At 51.3% G+C, this 22,254-nt stretch carries 20 protein-coding genes; 13 read left to right on the top strand and 7 right to left on the bottom strand.

What is annotated here, in order from left to right; all coding sequences use genetic code 11:
- The first annotated feature begins 27 nt into the window (after positions 1-27).
- The 5 genes from A6395_RS15790 (at position 28) to A6395_RS16260 (ending at position 5,327) form a co-directional block, all read left to right on the top strand.
- Positions 28-1,598, top strand: a protein-coding gene (locus tag A6395_RS15790; RefSeq protein ID WP_131466594.1) for an IS3 family transposase whose coding sequence is annotated in 2 segments (ribosomal slippage) — positions 28-667 and positions 667-1,598 — 1,572 coding nt in all. Because the reading frame shifts where the segments join, the coding sequence is not laid out codon by codon here.
- Positions 1,599-1,750: 152 nt separating this feature from the next.
- Positions 1,751-2,338, top strand: coding sequence for a DUF2238 domain-containing protein (locus A6395_RS12490; protein WP_071399269.1), 588 nt, complete (start codon positions 1,751-1,753; stop codon positions 2,336-2,338).
- 113 nt (positions 2,339-2,451) lie between these two features.
- On the top strand, positions 2,452-3,921 hold the full coding sequence (locus tag A6395_RS12495) for a catalase (RefSeq protein WP_071399270.1): 1,470 nt from the start codon (positions 2,452-2,454) through the stop codon (positions 3,919-3,921).
- Between the two features lie 143 nt (positions 3,922-4,064).
- Entirely contained in the window at positions 4,065-4,814 is a 750-nt protein-coding gene (gene nfsA / locus A6395_RS12500; protein WP_071399271.1) for an oxygen-insensitive NADPH nitroreductase, read from the top strand.
- A 102-nt stretch (positions 4,815-4,916) separates the two neighbouring features.
- The gene (locus A6395_RS16260; RefSeq protein ID WP_159429461.1) at positions 4,917-5,327 is read left to right on the top strand and encodes a YrvL family regulatory protein; all 411 of its coding nucleotides are present in this window, start codon (positions 4,917-4,919) and stop codon (positions 5,325-5,327) included.
- Positions 5,328-5,425: 98 nt separating this feature from the next.
- Here A6395_RS16260 and A6395_RS12510 read toward each other — a convergent pair whose 3' ends face one another.
- From A6395_RS12510 to A6395_RS12520, 3 genes are all read right to left on the bottom strand, one after another.
- Positions 5,426-6,550 carry a TlpA family protein disulfide reductase gene (locus A6395_RS12510; RefSeq protein ID WP_071399273.1) on the bottom strand — a complete coding sequence of 375 codons (1,125 nt, stop codon included), beginning with the start codon at positions 6,548-6,550 and terminating at the stop codon, positions 5,426-5,428.
- Positions 6,551-6,613: 63 nt separating this feature from the next.
- Complete coding sequence (locus tag A6395_RS12515; protein ID WP_071399274.1) at positions 6,614-8,014, bottom strand: MBL fold metallo-hydrolase; 1,401 nt, start codon at positions 8,012-8,014, stop codon at positions 6,614-6,616.
- A 67-nt stretch (positions 8,015-8,081) separates the two neighbouring features.
- On the bottom strand, positions 8,082-8,378 hold the full coding sequence (locus A6395_RS12520) for a rhodanese-like domain-containing protein (RefSeq protein ID WP_071399275.1): 297 nt from the start codon (positions 8,376-8,378) through the stop codon (positions 8,082-8,084).
- A gap of 114 nt (positions 8,379-8,492) precedes the next feature.
- On the opposite strand from A6395_RS12520, the gene A6395_RS12525 reads away from it, so the two are divergent.
- From A6395_RS12525 to A6395_RS12555, 7 genes are all read left to right on the top strand, one after another.
- On the top strand, positions 8,493-8,864 hold the full coding sequence (locus A6395_RS12525; RefSeq protein WP_236637610.1) for a rhodanese-like domain-containing protein: 372 nt from the start codon (positions 8,493-8,495) through the stop codon (positions 8,862-8,864).
- Positions 8,865-8,905: 41 nt separating this feature from the next.
- Positions 8,906-9,685 carry a sulfite exporter TauE/SafE family protein gene (locus A6395_RS12530; protein ID WP_071399276.1) on the top strand — a complete coding sequence of 260 codons (780 nt, stop codon included), beginning with the start codon at positions 8,906-8,908 and terminating at the stop codon, positions 9,683-9,685.
- Between the two features lie 205 nt (positions 9,686-9,890).
- A complete protein-coding gene (locus A6395_RS12535) occupies positions 9,891-11,798 on the top strand; it encodes an LTA synthase family protein (protein WP_071399277.1) in 1,908 nt (635 codons plus the stop codon).
- 400 nt (positions 11,799-12,198) lie between these two features.
- Positions 12,199-13,680 (top strand): SulP family inorganic anion transporter, encoded by a 1,482-nt coding sequence (locus A6395_RS12540; protein WP_149038982.1) that lies wholly within the window; start codon positions 12,199-12,201, stop codon positions 13,678-13,680.
- A 15-nt stretch (positions 13,681-13,695) separates the two neighbouring features.
- A complete protein-coding gene (locus A6395_RS12545) occupies positions 13,696-14,109 on the top strand; it encodes a universal stress protein (protein WP_070327803.1) in 414 nt (137 codons plus the stop codon).
- 57 nt (positions 14,110-14,166) lie between these two features.
- The gene (locus A6395_RS12550; protein ID WP_071399278.1) at positions 14,167-14,781 is read left to right on the top strand and encodes a class I SAM-dependent methyltransferase; all 615 of its coding nucleotides are present in this window, start codon (positions 14,167-14,169) and stop codon (positions 14,779-14,781) included.
- Positions 14,782-14,838: 57 nt separating this feature from the next.
- Complete coding sequence (locus A6395_RS12555) at positions 14,839-16,089, top strand: MFS transporter (RefSeq protein WP_071399279.1); 1,251 nt, start codon at positions 14,839-14,841, stop codon at positions 16,087-16,089.
- On the opposite strand, the gene A6395_RS12560 is transcribed toward A6395_RS12555, so the two are convergent.
- The 4 genes from A6395_RS12560 to A6395_RS12575 all read right to left on the bottom strand — a co-directional run bounded on the left by A6395_RS12560 (position 16,086) and on the right by A6395_RS12575 (position 19,069).
- Positions 16,086-16,988: an arsenic resistance protein gene (locus tag A6395_RS12560; RefSeq protein WP_084813073.1), complete on the bottom strand. Its 903-nt coding sequence runs from the start codon at positions 16,986-16,988 to the stop codon at positions 16,086-16,088. The two genes, A6395_RS12555 and A6395_RS12560, sit on opposite strands and share 4 nt — an antisense overlap.
- A gap of 104 nt (positions 16,989-17,092) precedes the next feature.
- On the bottom strand, positions 17,093-17,290 hold the full coding sequence (locus tag A6395_RS12565) for a hypothetical protein (RefSeq protein WP_071399281.1): 198 nt from the start codon (positions 17,288-17,290) through the stop codon (positions 17,093-17,095).
- 131 nt (positions 17,291-17,421) lie between these two features.
- Positions 17,422-18,159: an ABC transporter permease gene (locus tag A6395_RS12570; protein WP_070327797.1), complete on the bottom strand. Its 738-nt coding sequence runs from the start codon at positions 18,157-18,159 to the stop codon at positions 17,422-17,424.
- Complete coding sequence (locus tag A6395_RS12575; RefSeq protein ID WP_071399282.1) at positions 18,137-19,069, bottom strand: ABC transporter ATP-binding protein; 933 nt, start codon at positions 19,067-19,069, stop codon at positions 18,137-18,139. The genes A6395_RS12570 and A6395_RS12575 overlap by 23 nt, the downstream gene beginning before the upstream one ends.
- 334 nt (positions 19,070-19,403) lie before the next feature.
- On the opposite strand from A6395_RS12575, the gene A6395_RS12580 reads away from it, so the two are divergent.
- Entirely contained in the window at positions 19,404-22,250 is a 2,847-nt protein-coding gene (locus A6395_RS12580; protein ID WP_071399283.1) for a 2-oxoglutarate dehydrogenase E1 component, read from the top strand.
- Positions 22,251-22,254: the final 4 nt, after the last annotated feature.

A 22,254-nucleotide genomic window follows, 5' to 3' on the forward strand; every position in this document is an offset into this window, starting at 1 on the left:
TGTTTATCAATTGGGGAGTGTTTTTTTATGGCGAGAAGTCGGCATTCGATTGAACAAAAACTGAGTGCACTACGTATGCTGGAAGAAGGAACATGCACCTGGAAGGAAATCGAGGAGGCTCATGACGTCTCTATGGATACCCTTCAGTTGTGGAAAGTGAAATTCGATACCGGTGGGATCGATGCGTTGAAGGAGTCGAAGACATGGAAACATTACACCAAGGAACAGAAGATCGCGGCCGTACGTGACTATCTCGATGGGTTCACCAAAATGGAGGTTCTCTCCAAATATCATATTAGTAGTTGGTCGGTTCTATATCGCTGGATCAAGAAGTATACTGGTCATAGCGAGTTAACAGATTCGAGAAAAGGGATGGATCGAGCTATGGCCAAAGGGAGAAAGACAACATTCGAGGAACGCATGGAGATCGTCAGGTATTGCCTGGACAACGGACGGAACTATCAACGGACGGCCGAGATATTCGCCGTGTCGTACCAGCAGGTCTATGGCTGGACGAAAAAATATGACGCCGACGGCGTGCACGGGCTCGAGGACCGGCGCGGACGGACAAAGCAAGAAGAGGAACTGACCAACGAGGAGAAGCTTGAACGTCGCATCCAACAGATCGAGCGGGAGAACGAGCGCCTTCGGGCCGAGAACCTGTTCCTAAAAAAGTTAGAGGAGATCGAGAGGAGAGGTTGATCAGCCAGATCCGGCTACAATTGCGTTACACGGCCATCAAGGAAATGTCGATAAGCGACACGTTCCCGGTCGTGCTCTTATGCGAGATCGCGCAGGTCTCACGGGCCGCCTATTATAAATGGTTAAAACGTACCGTCTCGGTACGCGAGGAAGAGAACTTGAGTCTACTGGAGGACATCCGTCTCCTCTACGACCAGGTGAACGGGACCTACGGGTATCGACGGATCACCATGACGGTCAATCGGAGACGACGCCAGCATGGCCTGCCGGCATACAACGAGAAGCGGGTCTATCGTCTCATGCGCATCCACGAGATCCGTTCGGTCATCCGCCAGAAGCGAAAACGGTACAAAAAGTCTTCACCGCAGCATGTGGCCGAGAACCTGATGAACCGAGAATTCAGCGCGTCCCGACCGGACGAGAAATGGTGCACTGACGTCACCGAGTTCAAATATGGCGCCGGGAGGAGGGCGTATCTGAGCGCGATCATCGACCTCTATGACGGCTCGATCGTCGCCTATCGCATCGGGAAATCCAACAACAATGGGCTCGTCTTCCAGACGATGATCCCAGCGATCGCGGGGCTCCGTACAGGAGCGGGTCCGATGATCCATAGCGACCGAGGGTTTCAATATACATCGAGAGGGTTCAAACGCATGGTGGAAGACGCAAAACTGACCCACAGCATGTCTCGCGTCGGACGTTGTCTCGACAACGCCCCGATCGAGGGTTTTTGGGGTACCCTGAAAGTCGAGATGTACTACCTGCGTGAGTTCCAGGCCTATAGCGAACTCACGTCGGCCATCGAGGCCTACATATCGTTCTACAACCATGATCGTCTCCAGAAACGACTAAACGGCTTGAGCCCTGTCGAATACAGGGCTCAAGCCGCCTAGGCTGGTTTTCATTATTTACCCTGTCTACTTGACGGGGAGCAGTTCAAAGCGATGGGGTCTTTGTCATATGGAAAAATGTATGTATTTGTTCGATGAGACGCGGAAATGGGAATAAGTCCGTAGAGACATTTTACAGAAAGAAGGCACGTATCATGAAGCTGACACGAGGACGACTGTTAGAATTCGGATTCGTCTTGTTCATGGGGATTATTCTCATCACGTCAATCATTCAAGGGGAGTGGTTTAACGCGAGTGTCGCCGGGGCGGGAATCGTCTCGGGACTGATTCCGTTCATGTTGGAGAAAATATTTAAAACCGAGTTCGATGCCAAGATGAAAATCGCCTATATTATTTTCTTGTTCGCCTCGCAATATTTGGGTTCGATCGTCGGGTTATACAGCAACGGATGGTGGGACACGTTTTTGCACGTGTTGAGCGGGGTGTTTTTGGCGTTTCTTGGCTTTGATTTCTTTAGTCGTCTCGATGAAGACATCCGGCTCGAGATGCCGAAGCGCTTCCTCTTCGTCTACATAGTCGTCTTCTCGATGGCGGGCGCGGCGCTATGGGAGATGTATGAGTTCACGTCCGACATTGTGTTACGTACGACGATGCAAGGGAACGGGAACGATGACACGATGGTCGATATAATTGCCGGATCGCTCGGTGGGGTCATCGCTGCCTTATTGGTGACAGAAATCCATCGGAAAGAGCAGATTAAAAAGAAGAATGGAACCACCTAAAAATAATAGCGCTTACAAAACGTTCGAGACGTCTCGAGCGTTTTATTTGTAATAATTATTATCTTTTAATATTATTAATTTAGTAATAATGATTATTAAGAGGAGGCAACAATATGGATCAACATCGTCATCTAACTACTAACCAAGGCGTTCCAATCGGGGACAACGCCAACTCCATCACAGCCGGCCGCCGCGGCCCAACGCTTCTCGAAGATTATCAGCTAATTGAGAAACTCGCCCACTTTGACCGTGAGCGCGTGCCGGAGCGGGTCGTTCATGCCCGTGGTGCCGGAGCACACGGTGTCTTCAAAGTTAAAAATAGCATGAAACGATATACGAAAGCCAAGTTCTTGCAAGAAGTTGGCCAAGAAACACCAATTTTTGCCCGCTTCTCGACGGTCATCCACGGTCTCGGTTCACCGGAGACGCTTCGTGACCCGCGTGGATTCTCAGTCAAGTTCTACACCGAAGAAGGGAACTACGACTTCGTCGGAAACAACTTGCCGGTCTTCTTCATCCGTGATGCGATCAAGTTCCCAGACGTGATCCACTCGCTCAAACCGGACCCACGGACGAACCTTCAAGACCCGGACCGTTTCTTCGACTTCATGTCGCTCACACCGGAATCGACGAGCATGCTCGTTCACTTGTTCAGTGATGAAGGCATCCCGGCGTCGTACCGTCACATGCGCGGTTCATCGGTCCATTCGTTCAAATGGGTAAACGAATTTGGGAACACGGTGTACATAAAGCTCCGTTGGGTTCCGAAGCAAGGCATCAAAAACTTATCGATGGACGAAGCGGCCAAAGTGCAAGCGGAAGACTTCAACCATGCGACGCGCGACTTGTTCAACTCAATCGAAGAAGGCGACTTCCCGGAGTGGGACCTTTACGTCCAAATCCTCGACCCGGCCGACATGGACAACTTCGACTTCGACCCGCTTGATGCGACGAAAGACTGGTTCGAAGACGTCATCCCGTACCAACTCGTCGGTACGATGACGCTCAATAAAAACGTCGACAACTACTTTGCGGAGACGGAATCGGTCGGTTTCAACCCGGGTGTGCTCGTCCCTGGTATTCAACCATCTGAAGACAAGATGCTACAAGGTCGCTTGTTCTCGTACTCGGATACGCAACGCTACCGTATCGGGGCGAACTATCTCCAACTCCCGATCAACTGCCCGTTCGCACAAGTGTCGAACAACCAACGTGACGGCGCAATGCCGTTCAAACAACAGACGAGTCCGGTCAACTACGAGCCGAACCGTTACGAGGACACACCGAAACCGGATGCGGCTTATATCGAAACCGAGCAACCGATTTCAGGAGTAACGGGTCGTCAGAAAATCGAGAAGACGAACGACTTCGGGCAAGCGGGTGAAGTGTACCGCCGCTACTCGCAAGACGAGAAAGATGGTCTCGTACGTAACTTGGTCGCCCACATTAAAGAAGTCCGTCATGAGAAGACAGTCCTTCTCTTGATCTGCAACTTCTATCGTGCTGACCGTGACCTCGGGGAACGCCTCTCGAAAGAATTGAACGTCGATATCACGCCGTTCTTGAGTCAAGTGACGGAATAAATCATCAGCAACAGAGATACCTAACCGTATCTCTGTTTTTTTGTTTACCGTGGATACTCTACGAAGTGCAAACGTGAGTGAAAGCCTCCAAAATTGTCGGGAGTCTTCCCGTATGCCAAGATAAGAAAAAAGGGGGAAGCTGCATGAATCAAATCATCGAAACATTACTGAACCACCGCTCCGTCCGCTCGTTCACGGACGAGACGCTGACCGACGAACAGATCCGTCTCATCGTTGAGAGTGCTCAGCGCGCTTCGACGTCGAGCTTCATCCAGGCGTATTCGATTATCGGCGTGACCGACCCGGAGAAGAAGGCGCGCCTCGCCGAGATTGCCGGCAATCAGCAGTACGTCGTCGACAACGGTCATTTCTTCGTCTTTTGTGCTGACCTTTACCGGCACGAACTGATCGGGCAACTGCAAGAAGCCGCCGTCAACCCGACGCTCGAGACCGATGAGAAACTGCTCGTCGCCGTCATCGACGCCACGCTCGCGTCACAGAACGCCGTCGTCGCCGCCGAATCGATGGGGTTGGGCATTTGTTACATAGGCGGGGTCCGCAACGATATGTCGGCGGTCAAAGAGTTGCTCGGTTTGCCGGAGCGGGTGTTGCCGCTGTTCGGGCTCGCGGTCGGTGTCCCGGCGCACGTCGAGGATCAAAAACCGCGGCTCCCGCTCGAGCATATCTATCATGAGAACACGTACGACGCTGATCCGATTCAACTGAAGCAAGAACTCACAGCGTACGATCAGACGATTCACGACTACTATGCGGCACGCGGATCGAACCAACGGAGTGACACATGGACGGGCCAGATGGGACGGATGTTGTCGAAGCCGACTCGGCTCGATGTGAAAGACTTCTTGAAGACACAAGGCTATTTGAAGCAATAAGAAAACCGCCGGGAGGCGGTTTTCAGTTTGGGGGATACGTCGTCTTAAAAACGAAGGGAGACAATCACAATTAAAGGAACTAAATCTCTATTAATCTGTATATTGATCGTTTCAACCATACTGGTTGTCTTTACATCTTTGGAATTTCTAATTTTGAAGATACTTGGTCTACAGTATGAGTCGTTGTGGAGTCTGCTACTCTTCTTCATCGTATATGGAATTTCTGAAATCCCGACCAACTTGTTTCTATCTGCATGCTTGCAGGCGTTGACTACTCTCGATATCATCCCATCCCATACAGGGGTGTTAGCCCTGTTTCTGCACATCGCGAGTACATATATCATACTGCACATCATCGACCGATTGATGGCGTCGGTGTCGATTTCTCAACTCGGGATTCTTGTTTTTTCCCTTGTTATCGGTCTAGTAGGTTGGCTATCCATTCAAAATGATCCTGGACCTCCAAAGAGAGGATCGAAAGAATTTGAAGACTACAAAAAAAGAATCAATTGAGTTTCAGACGAGAGAAGCATAGTGCCCGTCATAGGAAACAATTCGAGACGAACAAAGGAGCGACTAATCTCAATCGAGAGAAAGCCGCTCCTTCGTTTTCAATTTGTATGGGCATTGAGCCAAGCGTGGTCAATCGCCCCGAACTGTTTGGCTGTGATGACACCATTTTCATCGAGCACATACGTCGTCGGCATCGCTTGGATCCGGTAGGCGTTCCCGACGGCACCGTCCTCATCGTAGACGACTTGGAACGCGTCTTCATAAGGCGCGACGAACGACCGCGCCTCGTCGACGTCACGTTCACTCGTCGTCGTGTTGACGGCGACAATCGTCACGTCATCTTGCTCGCGGGCAAACTTGGCCATATCGGGCATTTCGGCCCGGCACGGTGGGCACCATGACGCCCAAAAGTTGACGACGACACGCTGCCCGCGTAAGTCTTTCAAGTTGAACGTCGTCCCGTCCGTTCGTTTCAATTCGAAATTCGGCGGAACTTGGCCGATGTTCAGCCCGGCTGCTTGAGCCGAGTCGGCAACGAGCGTTGGTGTCTCGTCCGGTAAGCTCGCGTTGATGACGGCGAGCAGGACGACGAGCCCGAGCCCATATTGGATCGCTTTTTGAGACGGTCGCGCCACGTATATGGCGATGGCGACGAGCACGAAGAGCAGGATTAGCCCCCACCATTCGAACGTGCCGGTCACATAAGTTCCGATCGACCAAATCGCCAACGCCCCGACTAAGGTCCAGAGTTGTGCCCCGAGCGTGGGTGTCCGCATCCAGCGCCACGTTGCGACGAGTAATAAGGCGATGAGGAAAGCCAGGTATAAATGGAGCGGCTGCGGCGATGAAAGCAATGGGAGCGTTCCGTACTTCGGCACGACGATCGTCACACCGAACCATAAAAGTAGGGCTGAAAATAGCCAATAACCCCGAAGTCCGGGAGCAAGCCGGAAGACAAAAAATCCGATCGTTGCAATGGCGACGAGGATCGACCAGATGCCGCCCGTCGCGTACAGCGATAGCGCCAAACTGCCGGTCGAAGCGAGGCCGATGATGATGGCGCTCAGTTTCCAGGCAAGAAACCCGGCGAACCACGTCCCGAGGACGGCGTCGCGGTCTTTTTCCGTTAAGCCGATTTTTTTGAAGCCGATGTAGAGACCGAGCAGACTGACCATGAAGACGAGCAGGTCGAGTCGGACGTTCAGTGGACCGATTGCAATCACGATATCCCTCCTAGAGAAAAAGCGCCCAAACGAGTGGGCGCTTTCTTTGTTTTTAGTATAGCATTAGCCGATTTGTTCTGCGTTGAGGACGGTCTTCATCGCGGCGTAGCCACCGAGGATGTTTTGAATATCCTTGTAGCCGAGCGATTGAAGGACGCTCGCGGCCATACGTGAACGGACGCCTGACGCACAGTGGACGGCGATCGTCTTGTCTGTCGGTAGACCGTCGTGGTCACGCATGAGTTTACCGAGCAAGATGCGCTCTGCTTTCTCATAGTGACTCGCGTTCCATTCTGTCGCGTTGCGGACGTCAAGGACGAACACGTCGTTCTTCTCAGCTGATTCGATCGCTTGTTCAGCCGTCACGTCCGTGTACGTTTCTGTCAATAGTTCTTGACCGAGCTCTTCGACAGGGACGATGAAGCGGAGACGGTCAAGACCGATCGATTGAAGGTCTGTCTGCACTTCTTCGACGTTTTCCGCGCTCGCGATGAGCGTGATGTCTTTGTCGAAGTTCACGAGCCAGCCGGCCCATGAGACGAATTTCGTGTTGTAAGGGATGTTGATCGTCCCAGGGACGTGACCTTGCGCGAAGTCTTCGCCTCTACGTGTGTCGACGACTTGTGTCGCTTCGACGAGTGTGTCGAGCCGGTCCGTGCCGACGACTTCCGGACGAGCGATCTCGTTCGTCACTTGGATGCCTTCTTTGTTCACTTTTTTCATCATTGCGAAGTAGTTCGGCGGTTCTGGTTGGTCCGTCGTCAACTCTTTGATGAATGCGTCTTTGTCTGTCATCTGGAGCGCCCAGTTCGTCGCTTTCTCATATCCGACCGTTGACGTTGGGATCGCGCCGAGTGCTTTCCCGCAAGCGCTGCCGGCACCGTGGCCAGGCCAGACTTGAACGAAGTCAGGGAGCGCCTTGAATTTGTTGAGCGAGTGGAACATTTGCTCGGCACCGATGGCCGTCGTTCCTTTCACGCCGGCCGCTTCTTCGAGCAGGTCAGGGCGTCCGATATCGCCGACGAAGACGAAGTCGCCTGTGAAAATACCCATCGGTTGCGTTTGGTTGCGGTCATAGAGCAAGAACGAAATGTGTTCCGGTGTGTGGCCTGGTGTGTGCATGACTTCGAGCGTGACGTTACCGACTTTGAACGTGTCGCCGTCTTTGACGAGTTTCGAGTCGATGTCTTTCGCGAACGCATATTTCCATGACGCGTCACCTTCATCTGACAAGTAGGCTGTCGAGCCGGTGCGTTTCGCAAGTTCGAGCGAACCTGAGACGAAGTCAGCGTGGATGTGTGTCTCAGCCGTCGCGACGATCGTCATGCCTTCTTTTTCAGCTTCTTGCAAGTACGGTGTGATGTTGCGTGCTGGGTCGATGATGACCGCTTCACCGGTCATTTGGCAACCGACCATGTAAGATGCCTGTGCTAATTTTTGATCATAGAAATAACGTAATAACATATGATATACCCCCTAGAATAGTTGACTGTAAACGTTAGTTGTTGTGCTGCTTTATATTAAGAAGTGATTAAACCGTTTCGCCTGTCCAGCTCATCATGCCGCCGTCGACGTTGATGACGTCAAAGCCGAGTGAGTCGAGATAAGCTGACGCGTTCATGCTGCGTCCGCCTGCCGCACAGATGACATGAATCGGTTTCGTGCGGTCGAGTTCATCGACTTTCGCACTGAATTCAGACAACGGTACGTTTTTCGCTTGTTTGATGTGTCCGCCTGCAAATTCATCCGTTTCACGAACGTCGATCAAGTTGAGCATTTCATCCGTGCTTAGCAATGTTTCTAATTCAGTCGTCGTAATCGTCTTCATGTGGTATTAATCCCCTTTTCTAATCAAGTTATTTTTAAAGTGAGGTTCTTTCGTTGTTTTTAATATACCCCCTAAGGTATACTCAATGCAAGGAAAAGAATTGGAGGTCAAAAATTGCGTAAATTAACGATCATCTTAACGATTTTAGTGATTGTGACTGTCGGAATCGTAGTTTTCACTTCGAAAGAGGATGGAATCACCCAAATTGACGTCGAAACACTACAAAACAGATTGGAAAACGAAGAAATAACCTTGTTGGACGTCCGTGAATTAGATGAATACGAGGGGGGGCATATTGAAGGAGCGGTGAACGCACCACTTTCTTCATTAAATGAAACCAAATTACCTTATGCGAAAGATGAACCGATCTATATCATTTGCCGCAGTGGCAATCGAAGCGCCCAGGCGGCCGAGTTGTTGCAGGATCGAGGTTATACGGAAATTTATGACGTCTCAGGCGGTATGATCGCTTGGGAACAAAAATAAAACTTACTTATCTAATAGGGTAGGAAACTGGAGGAGCTAGTATGGAGTTAGAGTTTATCATCACAATCTTTTTGATTGGCTTTATCGGATCATTCATCTCAGGGATGGTCGGGATCGGCGGATCAATCATCAAATATCCGATGTTGTTGTACATTCCGCCGCTTCTTGGCTTCGCGGCGTTCAGCGCCCACGAAGTATCTGGAATCAGCGCGATTCAAGTGTTCTTTGCGACGATCGGTGGGATTTATGCGTATCGTAAAGGCGGCTATTTGAATAAACAACTCATCCTTTATATGGGTGTCGCCGTCTTGATCGGAAGTTTCATCGGGGGCTACGGCTCGACGCTGTTGTCGGAGAACTTGATCAACGTCGTCTATGCGGTCCTCGCGACGATTGCGACGATCATGATGTTCTTGCCGAAAGCGAACGTCGAAGATATGCCGCTCGACCAAGTCACGTTCAATAAACTGATCGCGGCCAGTTCGGCGTTTATCGTCGGGATCGCAGCCGGGATCGTCGGGGCGGCAGGAGCGTTCATCTTGATGCCGATCATGCTCGTCGTGCTCCGTATCCCGACGAAGATGGCGATCGCGAGCTCGCTTGCGATCACGTTCATCTCATCGATCGGGTCAACGGCAGGTAAGATCATCACCGACCAAATCGTCTGGGAGCCGGCTTTCGTCATGATCGTCGCGAGTTTGATTGCGGCACCGATCGGGGCGAACATCGGAAAAAACATGAAGACGAAGTCGCTCCAGATGATTTTGGCGTTGCTCATTTTAGCGAGTACGGTCAAAATCTGGATGGACATCATCGGCTAAATGAATCGTGTTTCAAAGGCTATCGAGTTCACTCGATAGCCTTTTTGGATGAAGATTGCAATAAAATTGTTAAGTTTATGTAGCATTGTAAACGTCAAAAAGTTGAATTAAGTTCAAAAGAACGTTAAAATACTCTTTATACGTCTGTACGTTTGTTAGTCGACGCACTAACTTACCATATGAAAATGACCTAAGGAGTGTTTGAATGAATCACACGAATCAATCGAAAGGGAAATTAGAGCGGTTCCGCCACGCGGCAAGCGACTCGTTCCGGACGCATCGCCTGTTTTGGATGTTTACGATCCTGTTATGGACGAAGTCACTGATTGCGTATCAGTTCTTCTTCAACATGCCACCTGAGAACGCGGTCCAAGCGTTCATTCTGTTCATCAACCCGTTAAGTTTCACGTTGTTCTTGTTTGCCTTTAGTTTCTTCTTCGGAGGCAATAAACGGAAGTGGGCATTATACGGTCTTTACACGGTGTCCTCGCTCATCTTGTTTGCGGATACGACCTACTACCGTGAGTTCACTGACTTCTTGACTGTGCCGTTATTGTTCCAATCGTCGAACCTAGAGACGTTATCGTCGTCGTTCCTGTCGTTGCTTGAATGGAAAGACTTGCTCCTGTTAGGAGATATCGTCGTGCTTCCGTTCTTGCTCTGGAAAATAAAAGAGACAGGCAAAGCGTCACAACGACGCGTGTTGCTCACGTTCGGTGCAGCTGCCGCCGTGTTCGGCTTCAACCTTGTCCTCGCAGAGACAGAGCGCCCAGAACTGTTGACGCGTTCGTTCGACCGTGAACTGCTTGTTAAAAACTTAGGGACGTTCAACTTCCACGTCTATGACGCGATGCTTCAAACGAAGACATCGGCGCAAAAAGCGCTCGCGGACGGTTCTGAACTCGATGAAGTCGAGAATTATACGCGTCAGAACTATGCGGCGCCGGACCCGGACATGTTCGGGAAGTATAAAGGCAAGAACGTCATCGCCATCTCGCTCGAATCGACACAGAGTTTTACGCACAATATGAAAGCTTCGAACGGCGAGTACATCACGCCGAACTTGAACAAGTTGATCGACGAGTCTCACTTCTGGCCGAACTATTACCATACGACCGGTCAAGGGAAGACGTCGGACTCTGAGTTCGCGCTCGACAACTCGCTGTACGGATTGTCGCGTGGCGGCGTCTACTTCACGAACGCCGACAATGAATATGATGCGCTTCCTAGTGTCATCAAAGAAGACAACTACTATTCGGCGGTGTTCCACGCCAACAACAAATCGTTCTGGAACCGCGACCAGATGTATCAAAACATCGGAGTCGATGAGTTCTTTGATGAGAAGAGCTACGATTTAGGCGACCCGGCCAACATGACGGAATGGGGTCTCCTCGACGATGAGTTCTTCTTACAGTCGGTACCGATGCTTGAAGAACTGCCAGAACCTTACTTCGCGAAGTTCATCACGCTGACGAACCATTTTCCGTTCACGATGCCGAGTGCGGACCATGAACTCGTCCCGAAATTCGAGACGAACTCGACGACGCTCAATAACTTCCCGCAAGCGCTCGCGTATCAAGACTACGCCCTCGGGTTGTTCATTGATGAGTTGAAAAAGAACGGGACATGGGACGATACGATCTTCGTCGTTTACGGTGACCATAACGGCATCTCGACGAACCATAACGCTGCCATGGCCGATTTGCTCGGAAAAGACGAGTTGACGCCATATGACGTGGCAAAACTTCAGTCAGTCCCGTTCGCGATTCACTTGCCTGGTCAAGACAAAGGTGAAGTCCACGAGACGGTCGGAAGCCACGTCGATATGAACCCGACGATTCAGCATTTGCTCGGGTTCGATACGTCTGATCAAATCGGGTTCGGGAACGACTTGTTCGCGCCCGAGCGCAACGATCGCGCCATCTTCCGTGACGGTACAATCGTGACAAGCGACTATTTGTTCACCCAGTCAACGTGCTATGACGCCGAGACAGGAGAAGTCGTCGATGACGCGAAAGTATGTACGCCACTTGAAGACGAGGCGAACAAAGTACTGGAGATGAACGATAAGATCATCTATTCGGACTTGCTCCGCTTTAAAGACAATAACTAAACACGCGAGAGAAAAGATTTTGAAAATCTTTTCTCTCTTTTTTGTTGTCTGAAAAATAAATCGACGGCGAAACTGAATCAACTATATCGGAAATTAGGGTACATTAGGTAAGCGGTTACGTGGTTGGTGTGAAGGGGGATATGAGGCCGAAACAGCGAGAGGAAGTGAAGATAGATAACGCGGTGTGTCGTTATATCCTTATAAAAATGAATGAATCTGTGCGCAGATAGCTCAGAAAAAGTTGATGCGCATCGGTTGTCATCGTGCTCAATCTCGGGTAACATCTGAGTTGTTGTGAAGTTATGAACGAACTGTGAATACGACTTCTATAATTTAATTAAGTTGATTTCTGTGAGAGTCAGAAATCAATTTAAAAATTTTTATAGAGAGGTGTGTTCATTTGGAAAAATTGAATACGGTAAAACAAGAATGGCTCGGGAATCCCCGTGCTGAAGTGATGGCAGGGATCGTCGTGGCCCTTGCACTCATTCCGGAGGCAATCGCCTTCTCACTGATCGCTGGATTAAATCCGATGGTAGGACTATATGCGTCCTTTATCATCGCGATGGTCATTTCGATTACAGGAGGACGCCCCGCGATGATTTCGGCCGCGACGGGCGCGATGGTACTCCTTGTCGTCGATCTCGTAAAAGATTATGGACTTCAGTACTTGCTCGCTGCAGGGATACTAGCTGGTGTGATCCAAATCGTGCTTGGTTTTCTTGGTATAGCTCGTTTAATGAAGTTCATCCCGCGTGCGGTTATGGTCGGCTTCGTTAACGCCCTTGCCATTTTGATCTTCCAAGCCCAGCTTCCGCAATTTGGAGGCGAGACGTGGATCATGTGGGCCATCGTTGCAGCATCGCTTGCAATCATCCTTCTGTTCCCGCGCATTACGTCAGCAATCCCGGCGCCGCTTGTCGCCATCGTGGCGATGACGTTGCTCGTGTTCTTTATGGGACTTGAGACGAAAACGATTGGAGATATGGGGACGATCACGGCAACGCTGCCGATGTTCCTCTTGCCGGACCTCCCGCTCACACTCGAGACACTTATGATCATCTTGCCTTATTCGTTCTCGCTCGCCTTTGTCGGTTTGATTGAGTCGCTATTGACGGCTCAAATCGTCGATGACATGACGGGTACAGATTCGAATAAGAACCGTGAATCAAAAGGTCAAGGGATCGCCAACATCATCGCTGGTTTCTTCGGTGCGATGCCAGGATGTGCGATGATCGGACAATCGGTCATCAACGTCTCGTCTGGAGCACGGGGTCGCTTGTCGACGTTCTCGGCAGGACTTGCGCTCCTCATCATGATCATGACGATGAGTAACATTTTAATGCTGATTCCAGTCGGGGCACTCGTCGGTGTCATGTTCTTCGTCGCCTATGCGACGTTCGACTGGGGCTCACTCAAAACGCTCAAGACAGGTCAAAAGACCGATTCACTCGTCATGGTCACGACGGTACTCGCGACCGTGCTCACACACGACTTGTCGATCGGTGTCATCACCGGAATCGTGACGGCCGCCGTCATCTTCGCCGCAAAAATTTCGCGTGTCGAGCTGAAGCGCCGCCAAGACGGACAACGTGCACACTATGAAGTGAACGGACAGCTGTTCTTCGCGTCTACGTCTGACTTTGTCAACCAGTTCGATGTCGAAGAGGATGTCGAAGCAGACGTGAAACAAGTCAGTATCGACTTCGCCAACACCCATCTTTGGGACGATTCGGCCATCGGGGCCATTGATAAGGTCGTCTTCAAATATCGGACGGTTGGAATCGAACCAAAACTGTTAAACTTAAACAAAGATTCAGAGAAGCTGTTGAACACGCTGGCGCTCCATCTTCGTCAACAAGATGCGAACGTCGGCCACTAAGAGGGGGAACTTACAATGAGTAAAATCTTTCTAGCGATTGATGGTTCAGATCATTCGATGCGTGCCACCCAAAAAGCGGTCGAACTCGCCAAAGTGACATCATCTTCAATCGATGTCGTCCATGTCGTGTCACCGAAAGAATCAAAAGAAAGCGCCCTTCAATCGACGGGTAAAATCGATCTTGAAGTGAGACGGAAACAACGTCTTCAAGTGTTTTTCGATGCAATCACCGAAGCGGGCGTTTCGTACGAGTATATCGAACTCCGCGGCGAACCTGACGTTGAACTCGTCAACTACGCCAACCATGAACCGTATGAATTCGTGGTCGTCGGCTCGCGCGGCCTCAATACGTTCCAAGAGTTCGTATTGGGCAGTGTCAGCCACAAGCTTGCTAAACGATCGTTGTCACCTGTGATCATCGTTCGTTAACAGACAGCGCCACGAAACTTTCGTGGCGCTTTTGCTGTATAGAAAAAGGAGGAGCTTATGACATTGAATTATACGGGAGAACGGGTCATCCCAGATCAAATGGACCCGCTGAACGGTATGTTACTTGAACATATTGCCCGTTATCATTTTTCATTGTTGTACATGGACGGACGCGTGCTCGACTTTGCGAGCGGTGTCGGATATGGCAGTCAGTTGATTGCGAAAAATTTGAAAGGGCAAGTCGATGAGGTCGTCGCCCTCGATTTATCAGAAGAGACGACACGTTATGCACGAGGCCGATATTATCATCCGAACGTGATCTATGTCGTCGGGGATGTGCTCGATCGAACCTTACCCGAACAACTTGGCACGTTCGACTGTATCGTCAGTTTTGAGACAATCGAGCATGTGGACGATTTTGAAACGTTCATGGCGAACGTTTGGGAGTTGCTTAAACCGGGTGGTACGCTCGTCTTGTCGACGCCGTTCGGTCAAGGAGTCGGTAAACCGACGAACGAGCCGTTTCACGTCCATCAATTTACAGAACAAGAGTTTACAGCGTTGTTCGATCGGTTCGCCTCGACCGAGTTCTATTACCAACGGGGCGTGCTCGTCGAACCGAAACGACCTGAGCGTCATTATCCGATTGGGATCGCTGTCGCTACAAAATAATAATTGAAAAGGCGATGGAAATAAAATCGTCTTACATAACAGAGGGAAAGGAGCAAGATGATGCGAAGACTTCGAAAACCATCCTACTACGGATGGTATATGGTCATGATCGCGGGCCTCGGTGTATTTTTCTCGGGTCCCGGTCAGACGTACTTTATCTCAGTTTTTATCGACCAATACATAACCGACTTTGGCTGGTCGCGCTCTGAAGTATCAAGCGTTTATTCGGCCGCGACGCTCGCCTCGGCCGCCTGTTTATTTTTCGTCGGTCGATTGATCGACCGCTTCGGGCAACGGGCGATGATGGTCATCGCCTCGATATTGCTGGCGGTCGCTTGTCTGTTCAACAGTTACGTCACGAACTTGACGATGCTCTTCTTCGGGATCTGGATGCTCCGCCTGTTCGGGCAAGGGTCGATGACGCTCATCCCGAACACGCTCGTCCCGCAGTGGTTCATCACGAAACGTGGCCAGGCGCTCAGCTATATGGCAATCGGAGGGTTCTTGAGCTCGGCCGTCTTTCCGCCGCTCAACGTCTGGCTCGTTGGTTTGATCGGTTGGCAAATGACGTGGCAAGTATGGGGACTGCTCGTGCTCGTCTTGTTCACACCGCTCGCTTATCGTTTCGTCCGCAACCGCCCAGAAGACATCGGACTGTTGCCGGACGGAGGGACGAATCCTCATCCGAGCAATAAATCGACGACGACACCGATTCATATCGATGTCGATTTCACGTTCCAAGAAGCGCTCAAGACACGTGCTTTTTGGCTGATCTTGTCGTGCATCGGCATCCCGGCGCTCGTCAACACAGCGATCACGTTCCACTTGATCTCAATTTTTGAAGAGCAGAGCCTACCACCGGTGACGGCCGCGATCGTTTTGAGCTTGATGGCGATCCTCGGCTTCCCGGTGACGTTCATCGCGGGACGGATCATCGATGTCGTGAAAATCAATTATGTATTGATTGGCATCTTCGTGACCGAGATCATCTTTATGATCATCCTGCAATATACGTCAACGTTCTCAATCGCGATGCTGTTCGGGGTGATCTGGGGCATCAGTAACGGCTTTGAGCGTATCGCCTTAAACTATGTTTGGCCGTACTACTTCGGTCGGGCTGCGCTCGGCAGCATCAGCGGCCTGGCGACGTCGGTCATGGTACTTGGCTCGGCGGTCGGACCGTTGCCGTTCGGGATCGCCTACGATCTATTCGGCAACTACGAGTCGATCATATGGTATTCGCTCGTCTTCCCGGTCATCGGCATCCTCGCCGCCTCGTTCGCCGTCAAACCGACGCTCGTGCGCTAACCGAGTCGACGTTCGGCTCGATTTAGTCGCCGGATCATGAAGGAAGCGGCGACGAGCACCGGCAATTCGATCAACGGCCCGATGACCAAGACGAGGGCGATGAGCGGCTCGTTCGGGAATGCGGTCGTCGCAATGGCGAGCGCGATCGGTGAATTCCGCGCGAGCGTCGTCATTTGTAGACTCGTCACGGCCGCGTCTTCACGCAACAGTTTCTTGCCGACACGGCGGCTTATGGCAAAATTGACGATGAAAAATAACAGCAACGGTACAATTAACAATCCGAGAATCGAGACGTGCTCGATCAAGAGCCGCCCTTGTGAGGCAAAGATCGACATGACGGCGAGACTTAACAGGAAAATTGGCCATAAACTGACCCGTTCGAGCAGCCGCAACTGGTTCGACTTGGCGAGAAAGTACCTCAGTCCAATCGCTGAGCCGAGCGGGATCGCTAAAATGGATAGACTATGTAGGAACACCGAAACTGAGATCACGCTCGACGTCCCTGTCAAAACATAAAGATAGACCGGTAACAGCGCGAGTTGAAGTATAAGGTTGAGCGGCAAGATGCTGAGTGAAGCGACGACATCGCCTTTCGCGAGACCGGTGAAGACGATATACCAATCGGTGCATGGCGTGACCATGAGCATGATGAATCCGATCCAAAGCGCCGGATGGTCGGATAAGAAGACGCTCGCGAGTGCAAACGCAAATACGGGTGTCCAGACGAAGTTGAGGACGAGACTCGTGATCGTGAACGTCCGGTTTGAAAACGAATGCCGGATTTGGGCGAACGGGATTTGAATGAACGTAAAGAATAGCATCGCCATGAGCAATGGAACGATCGCACTGTCCGCGACTCGACGCAGCGCCTCGATCGTCCCGAACGCGAGACCAGTCACAACAGATAGAAGTATGAATACGGGGTATAATTTCTCGAATCGACTCAAAGGGCCACCTCTTTTCCATTAATAAAAACGTACCACAAAAAAACTCGATGAACGAGTCATCGAGTGATGAAATAGTATAGCAGTCCGAGCGCCACGAATGCGACCGGGAATAGGACGATATACGTCCAAGACACCAGCGACCAGCTTTTCTTTTGGCTATAATCTGATTTGTCTTTTCCGAGACCGACCATGATCGTGAAGACGAGGGCGATCAAACAGACGACTAGTGATAATCCGATTGTGAGATACATCATGTCACTTCCTTCATCATTTCTTCATATCTTTAGCATAGCCGAAATCCGATACAAAAAGCCTCTGAAATGTTGGGATTGTGTGTCCAACAATCAGAGGCTTTTATCACATTTCTAGAGGGGTAGGTGCGGATTTATTCCGCAAACGTCTTGCTGCGGAACATGAACGCCGTGATGATATAGAAGGCGATAATATGGATCAATACGTAAAACGCTGAGAACCAAATTGTCACGTCCATCGTCTCCATGAAGCCAGGGCTTTGGTAATAGATAGACAAGTCCGTGTGCAAAAAGACGATCCATTTAGCAATGGCCGGCTTCCATGCGATGAGGAGGCCGCCGATCATCGTCGAGACGAAGTTCGCGAGCACGGTGAACCCAATGACGACACCGACCGATTTGAAGACGACCGAGAACATGAGCGTCAAGAAGATGACGAACACGCCGCTCGATACGCTGAGTAGGACGTTACGGAACTGCTCGAACGTCAAGTTCCCGTCAAGCGTCAAAGCGAAGCCGTACGTCACGGCGAGGATGAACACGAACTGAGCGAGCATGATCAGGATTGCGGCAACGAGTTTCGACAGCAAGATCCGGTCACGGGAGTACGGACTCATAAGCAAGTGTTTCAACGTGTCGAACTTCAGTTCATTCCCGATCATCTCAGCGGTGAACACGATCGTGAAGATACCGAGGAATGTCATCGCGGCCATCGTGGCATAGTTGACGAACGTTGTCGCATCTCCCGACTCGTTTCCACTCGTGACGATGACGTACGTTAAAATGATAATCCCGGTATACATGCCGAGGGCGATCAGCGGCTTGATCGTGCGCCGCCATTTCATAAACTCATTGGCTAGTAATGAACGCATTGTTCGTTCCTCCTTCTTTCTTCGTCACTTTGAGGAATTGATCCTCGAGCGTCTCGTACTTCATCCCAATTTGGAAGACGTTGATGTCTTGATTGATGAGTCGTTTCAACAGAACCGGGATATCCGTCTCAGGGCGGGGGACGAGGAACGTCTCAGCCGATTGCTGAACGATTTTCACATCGTCAAACAGCATGGCGGCCACGTCGAGCGCCTCGTTCATCTGCTCGCGTGACACTTTACAAAGAATGACGCCTTCTTCACGCGTCGTCCCGTCTTGGACCGACTTGATTTGACCGTGGTCGATGATCGCGAACCGGTCCGTGATCAGTTCCATCTCACTAAGTAAGTGGCTCGAGATCAAGATGGCGATGCCGCGGTGCTCGGCGAGGTGCCGTAAGTAGTTGCGCAGGTCGGCGATGCCGGCCGGGTCGAGCCCGTTCGTCGGCTCATCGAGAATGAGCACTTTCGGATTGTGGAGGAGCGCACGGGCGATCCCGAGCCGCTGCTTCATCCCGAGCGAGTACTGTTTGACTTTCATGTCGAGCTTCGATTCGAGCCCGACGAGTGCCCCGAGGGCGTTCAAGTCGACTTTTTTCAAATTGGGGATCAAGTTCTTGGCGTGGATCAAATTTTCTCGACCGGTCAAGTAAGGGTAGAACGCAGGGTTTTCGACGATGGCGCCGATGCGACTGAGCGCCTCTTGGCGGTCGGTCGATACGTCGAACCCGTCGACGGTAACGGAGCCGTGCGTTGCCGGCATTAGACCGGTGATGATACGGATTGTCGTCGTCTTTCCGGCACCGTTCGGACCGAGGAAGCCAAAGATTTCGCCGGGTGTGACTTCGAAGCTGACGTTGGTCAGAACGTTCGTCTGGCCCAGTTTTTTGTGGACATTTTGGACGGATAACATGTTGTCACCTTGCTTTCGTTGAGATTTATTTCCAATCTTGCTAACATTGTATACGACAAGACTGAAAGAAGGTTTCACCTTTTTTTGAAACAATTGAATCAAACGACAAGTTTCACAATTAGTCGATAAGTAAAACTTATTGAATTAGTATGGACGAATTGTGAATTTGAAAGGGTCTTTCGACCTGGAAAGGTGTAGTATGAAGAAGAGAGTAAGAGGCAAGATTTGGCTCTTTTCACGGCCTGAATCAGCTGGATGAACTGATTCGCGCGGCCTTAAAAAATGAAAGCGTTCACACATTGGGCGCATAGGAACGGACAGGGGGATTTATTCAATGGGAGAGTCGTCGAACGGTCGCGAGCAATCGCAAACATTTTATGGTCCAAACTTAGGCTACATCGTTGAATTGTACGAGCAATATTTGGAAGACAGAGAATCGGTCGATGCGGAGACGCGTCGTTACTTTGATGAGAACGGTTCACCCGATCAAGCGGTACCGGTCGCACCGGTCGCTTCATTTGATTTGGAAAAAGTCGTGGCAGCGACACGGCTCGTCAACGACATCCGGGCGCTCGGTCATAAAGCGGCTGATATTTATCCGCTCAAAGACCATCCGCGTGAGCACGGGTTGTTTTCGTTCGACCGTTACGGGTTGAACGAGTCAGACCTCGAGCAGATCCCGGCACACTTGCTGTCAGAAGACGTGCCGAAGCCCGGCGCGAACGCACTTGAACTCGTCCGTCATTTACTTGACGTCTATACAGGGACGGTCGCCATCGAGTTGCGCCACTTGGATGATATGGAAGAGAAGCGCTGGATTCGCCGCCGCATCGAGCAAGGTGCATTGAAAGCCGCGTATTCAAAAGAAGAGAGACTCGAATTGTTCGAGCGTTTAGCCGAGACGGAACTGTTTGAATCGTTCCTTCATAAGACGTACGTCGGACAAAAACGTTTCTCGATCGAAGGACTCGACAGCATGGTCCCACTCCTTGACGCGATGGTCGGACGGCTCATCTCGAGCGGTTCGGAACATATCAACATCGGGATGGCACACCGTGGACGTTTGAACGTCCTCGCCCATGTGCTCGGTAAACCGTACGAAATGATCTTTGCCGAGTTCCAGCACGCACCAAACAAAGAACTCATTCCGTCAGAAGGTTCGATCGGCATCAACTTCGGCTGGTCGGGCGACGTGAAATACCATCTTGGACTCGACCGCCGCGTATTAGATGAGAAGAAAGAAGTCCGCTTGAACCTCGCCAACAACCCGAGCCACCTTGAATTCGTCGGCTCGATCGTCGAAGGTTACACGCGTGCCGCCCAAGACGACCGCTCTGCAAAAGGGATGGCGGTCCAACACGATGACAAGGCTGCTTCGATCTTGATCCACGGGGACGCAGCGTTCCCAGGCCAAGGCATCGTCGCCGAGACGCTCAACATGACGAACTTGACGGGCTACCGCACAGCCGGGACCGTCCACGTCATCGCCAACAATACGATTGGTTTCACGACGGACCCGAGCGACTCGCGCTCGACACGTTATGCGAGTGATATCGCCAAAGGCTACGAAATCCCGGTCTTCCACGTCAACGCCGACGACCCGGAAGCGTGTGTCGCCGTCGCGAAATTGTGTAGCGAATATCGTGCCAAGTTCCATAAAGATATCCTTGTCGACTTGGTCGGCTACCGCCGCTATGGGCACAACGAGATGGATGAGCCGATGAACACGAACCCGGTTCTGTATAAAGCGATCAAAGAACATCAATCGGTCCGTCACGTCTATGCTGATCTTCTCGAAGCTGAAGGTGTCATGACGAAAGAAGACAAAGCGAAGATCGAGCAATCGATTGAAGATCGCTTGAAGTCAGCGCGCGACCTCGTCCCGGCTGAGGAAGAAGATGCCGACATCGTCTTGCCGGAAGCGGTCCATAAAGGATTCCCGTACGTCGATACGGCAGTCGAACGCGACTTGTTACAGCAGTTGAACGATGAGCTTCTCGTATGGCCTGAGGGGTTCGGCGTGTTCCATAAGCTTCAAAAAGTACTCGACCGTCGTCGTGACGCGTTCGGGGACAACGGGAAGATCGACTGGGGCCATGCCGAGACGCTCGCCTACGCCTCGATCATCTCGGACGGGACACCGATCCGGTTGAGCGGTCAAGATTCAGAGCGCGGGACGTTCGCGCAGCGTAACATCATGTTGAACGATGTCGAGACCGGCAAGAAATTCTCGCCGCTCCACGAGTTGTCGACGGCGAAAGCCTCGTTTACGGTGCATAACAGCCCGCTCTCGGAAGGCTCGGTCCTCGGTTTTGAATACGGCTATAACGTGTTCGCACAAGATACGCTCGTGTTGTGGGAAGCGCAGTACGGTGACTTCGCCAACTCGGCCCAAGTCATGTTCGACCAGTTCATCTCGGCCGGTCGTGCGAAATGGGGTCAAAAGTCGGGTCTCGTCATGTTGTTGCCGCACGGTTATGAAGGACAAGGTCCGGAGCACTCGAGCGCGCGGATGGAACGTTATTTGACGCTCGCCGGTGAAAAGAACTGGACGGTCGCTAATTTGTCGACGGCTGCCCAATACTTCCACATCTTGCGTCGTCAGGCGAAGATGCTCGGTACTGAAAAAATCCGTCCGATGATCATCATGACACCGAAGAGCCTGCTTCGTCATCCGCTCGCAGCCTCAACGGTCGAAGAGTTGTCAGATGGAAGTTTCTGTCCGATCGTCGAACAAACAGGTCTTGGCGAACAGCCGGACAAAGTCGAACGGCTCGTCTTCTGTTCAGGGAAGATGGCGATCGATCTGCAAGAAGCGACGATGAAGTCAGAGGAGTCACTCGACTTCCTCCACATCATCCGCGTCGAAGAAATCTATCCGTTCCCGGTCCGTGAGATTCGCGACGTCATCAGTCGCTACCCGAACGCCAAAGAAATCGTCTGGGTACAAGAAGAACCGAAAAACATGGGAGCTTGGACATACATCGAGCCGCGTCTTGAAGCGGTGACATCGAACCGTCTGAACGTCCGTTACATCGGTCGCCGTCGCCGGTCAAGCCCGGCTGAAGGAAATCCGACAGCACACAAACAAGAACAAGCACGCATCATTCGTGAAGCCTTATCCCGTGACGCCGTCTCAAGTGCGGCTGGAGCGAGCATATACCAAAAAGATCGTAAATAAGTTA

Origin of the sequence: Exiguobacterium sp. SH31, from assembly GCF_001816105.1 — a bacterium.
Lineage (GTDB): Bacteria > Bacillota > Bacilli > Exiguobacteriales > Exiguobacteriaceae > Exiguobacterium > Exiguobacterium aurantiacum_A.

Bases quoted from the DNA above. Each gene is read 5' to 3' on its own strand.
- A6395_RS12490 (WP_071399269.1), top strand. From the start codon at position 1,751: ATGAAGCTGACACGAGGACGACTGTTAGAATTCGGATTCGTCTTGTTC.
- A6395_RS12495 (WP_071399270.1), top strand. From the start codon at position 2,452: ATGGATCAACATCGTCATCTAACTACTAACCAAGGCGTTCCAATCGGG.
- nfsA (WP_071399271.1), top strand. From the start codon at position 4,065: ATGAATCAAATCATCGAAACATTACTGAACCACCGCTCCGTCCGCTCG.
- A6395_RS12515 (WP_071399274.1), bottom strand. From the start codon at position 8,014: ATGTTATTACGTTATTTCTATGATCAAAAATTAGCACAGGCATCTTAC.
- A6395_RS12520 (WP_071399275.1), bottom strand. From the start codon at position 8,378: ATGAAGACGATTACGACGACTGAATTAGAAACATTGCTAAGCACGGAT.
- A6395_RS12530 (WP_071399276.1), top strand. From the start codon at position 8,906: ATGGAGTTAGAGTTTATCATCACAATCTTTTTGATTGGCTTTATCGGA.
- A6395_RS12535 (WP_071399277.1), top strand. From the start codon at position 9,891: ATGAATCACACGAATCAATCGAAAGGGAAATTAGAGCGGTTCCGCCAC.
- A6395_RS12545 (WP_070327803.1), top strand. From the start codon at position 13,696: ATGAGTAAAATCTTTCTAGCGATTGATGGTTCAGATCATTCGATGCGT.
- A6395_RS12550 (WP_071399278.1), top strand. From the start codon at position 14,167: ATGACATTGAATTATACGGGAGAACGGGTCATCCCAGATCAAATGGAC.
- A6395_RS12555 (WP_071399279.1), top strand. From the start codon at position 14,839: ATGATGCGAAGACTTCGAAAACCATCCTACTACGGATGGTATATGGTC.
- A6395_RS12565 (WP_071399281.1), bottom strand. From the start codon at position 17,290: ATGATGTATCTCACAATCGGATTATCACTAGTCGTCTGTTTGATCGCC.
- A6395_RS12570 (WP_070327797.1), bottom strand. From the start codon at position 18,159: ATGCGTTCATTACTAGCCAATGAGTTTATGAAATGGCGGCGCACGATC.
- A6395_RS12575 (WP_071399282.1), bottom strand. From the start codon at position 19,069: ATGTTATCCGTCCAAAATGTCCACAAAAAACTGGGCCAGACGAACGTT.
- A6395_RS12580 (WP_071399283.1), top strand. From the start codon at position 19,404: ATGGGAGAGTCGTCGAACGGTCGCGAGCAATCGCAAACATTTTATGGT.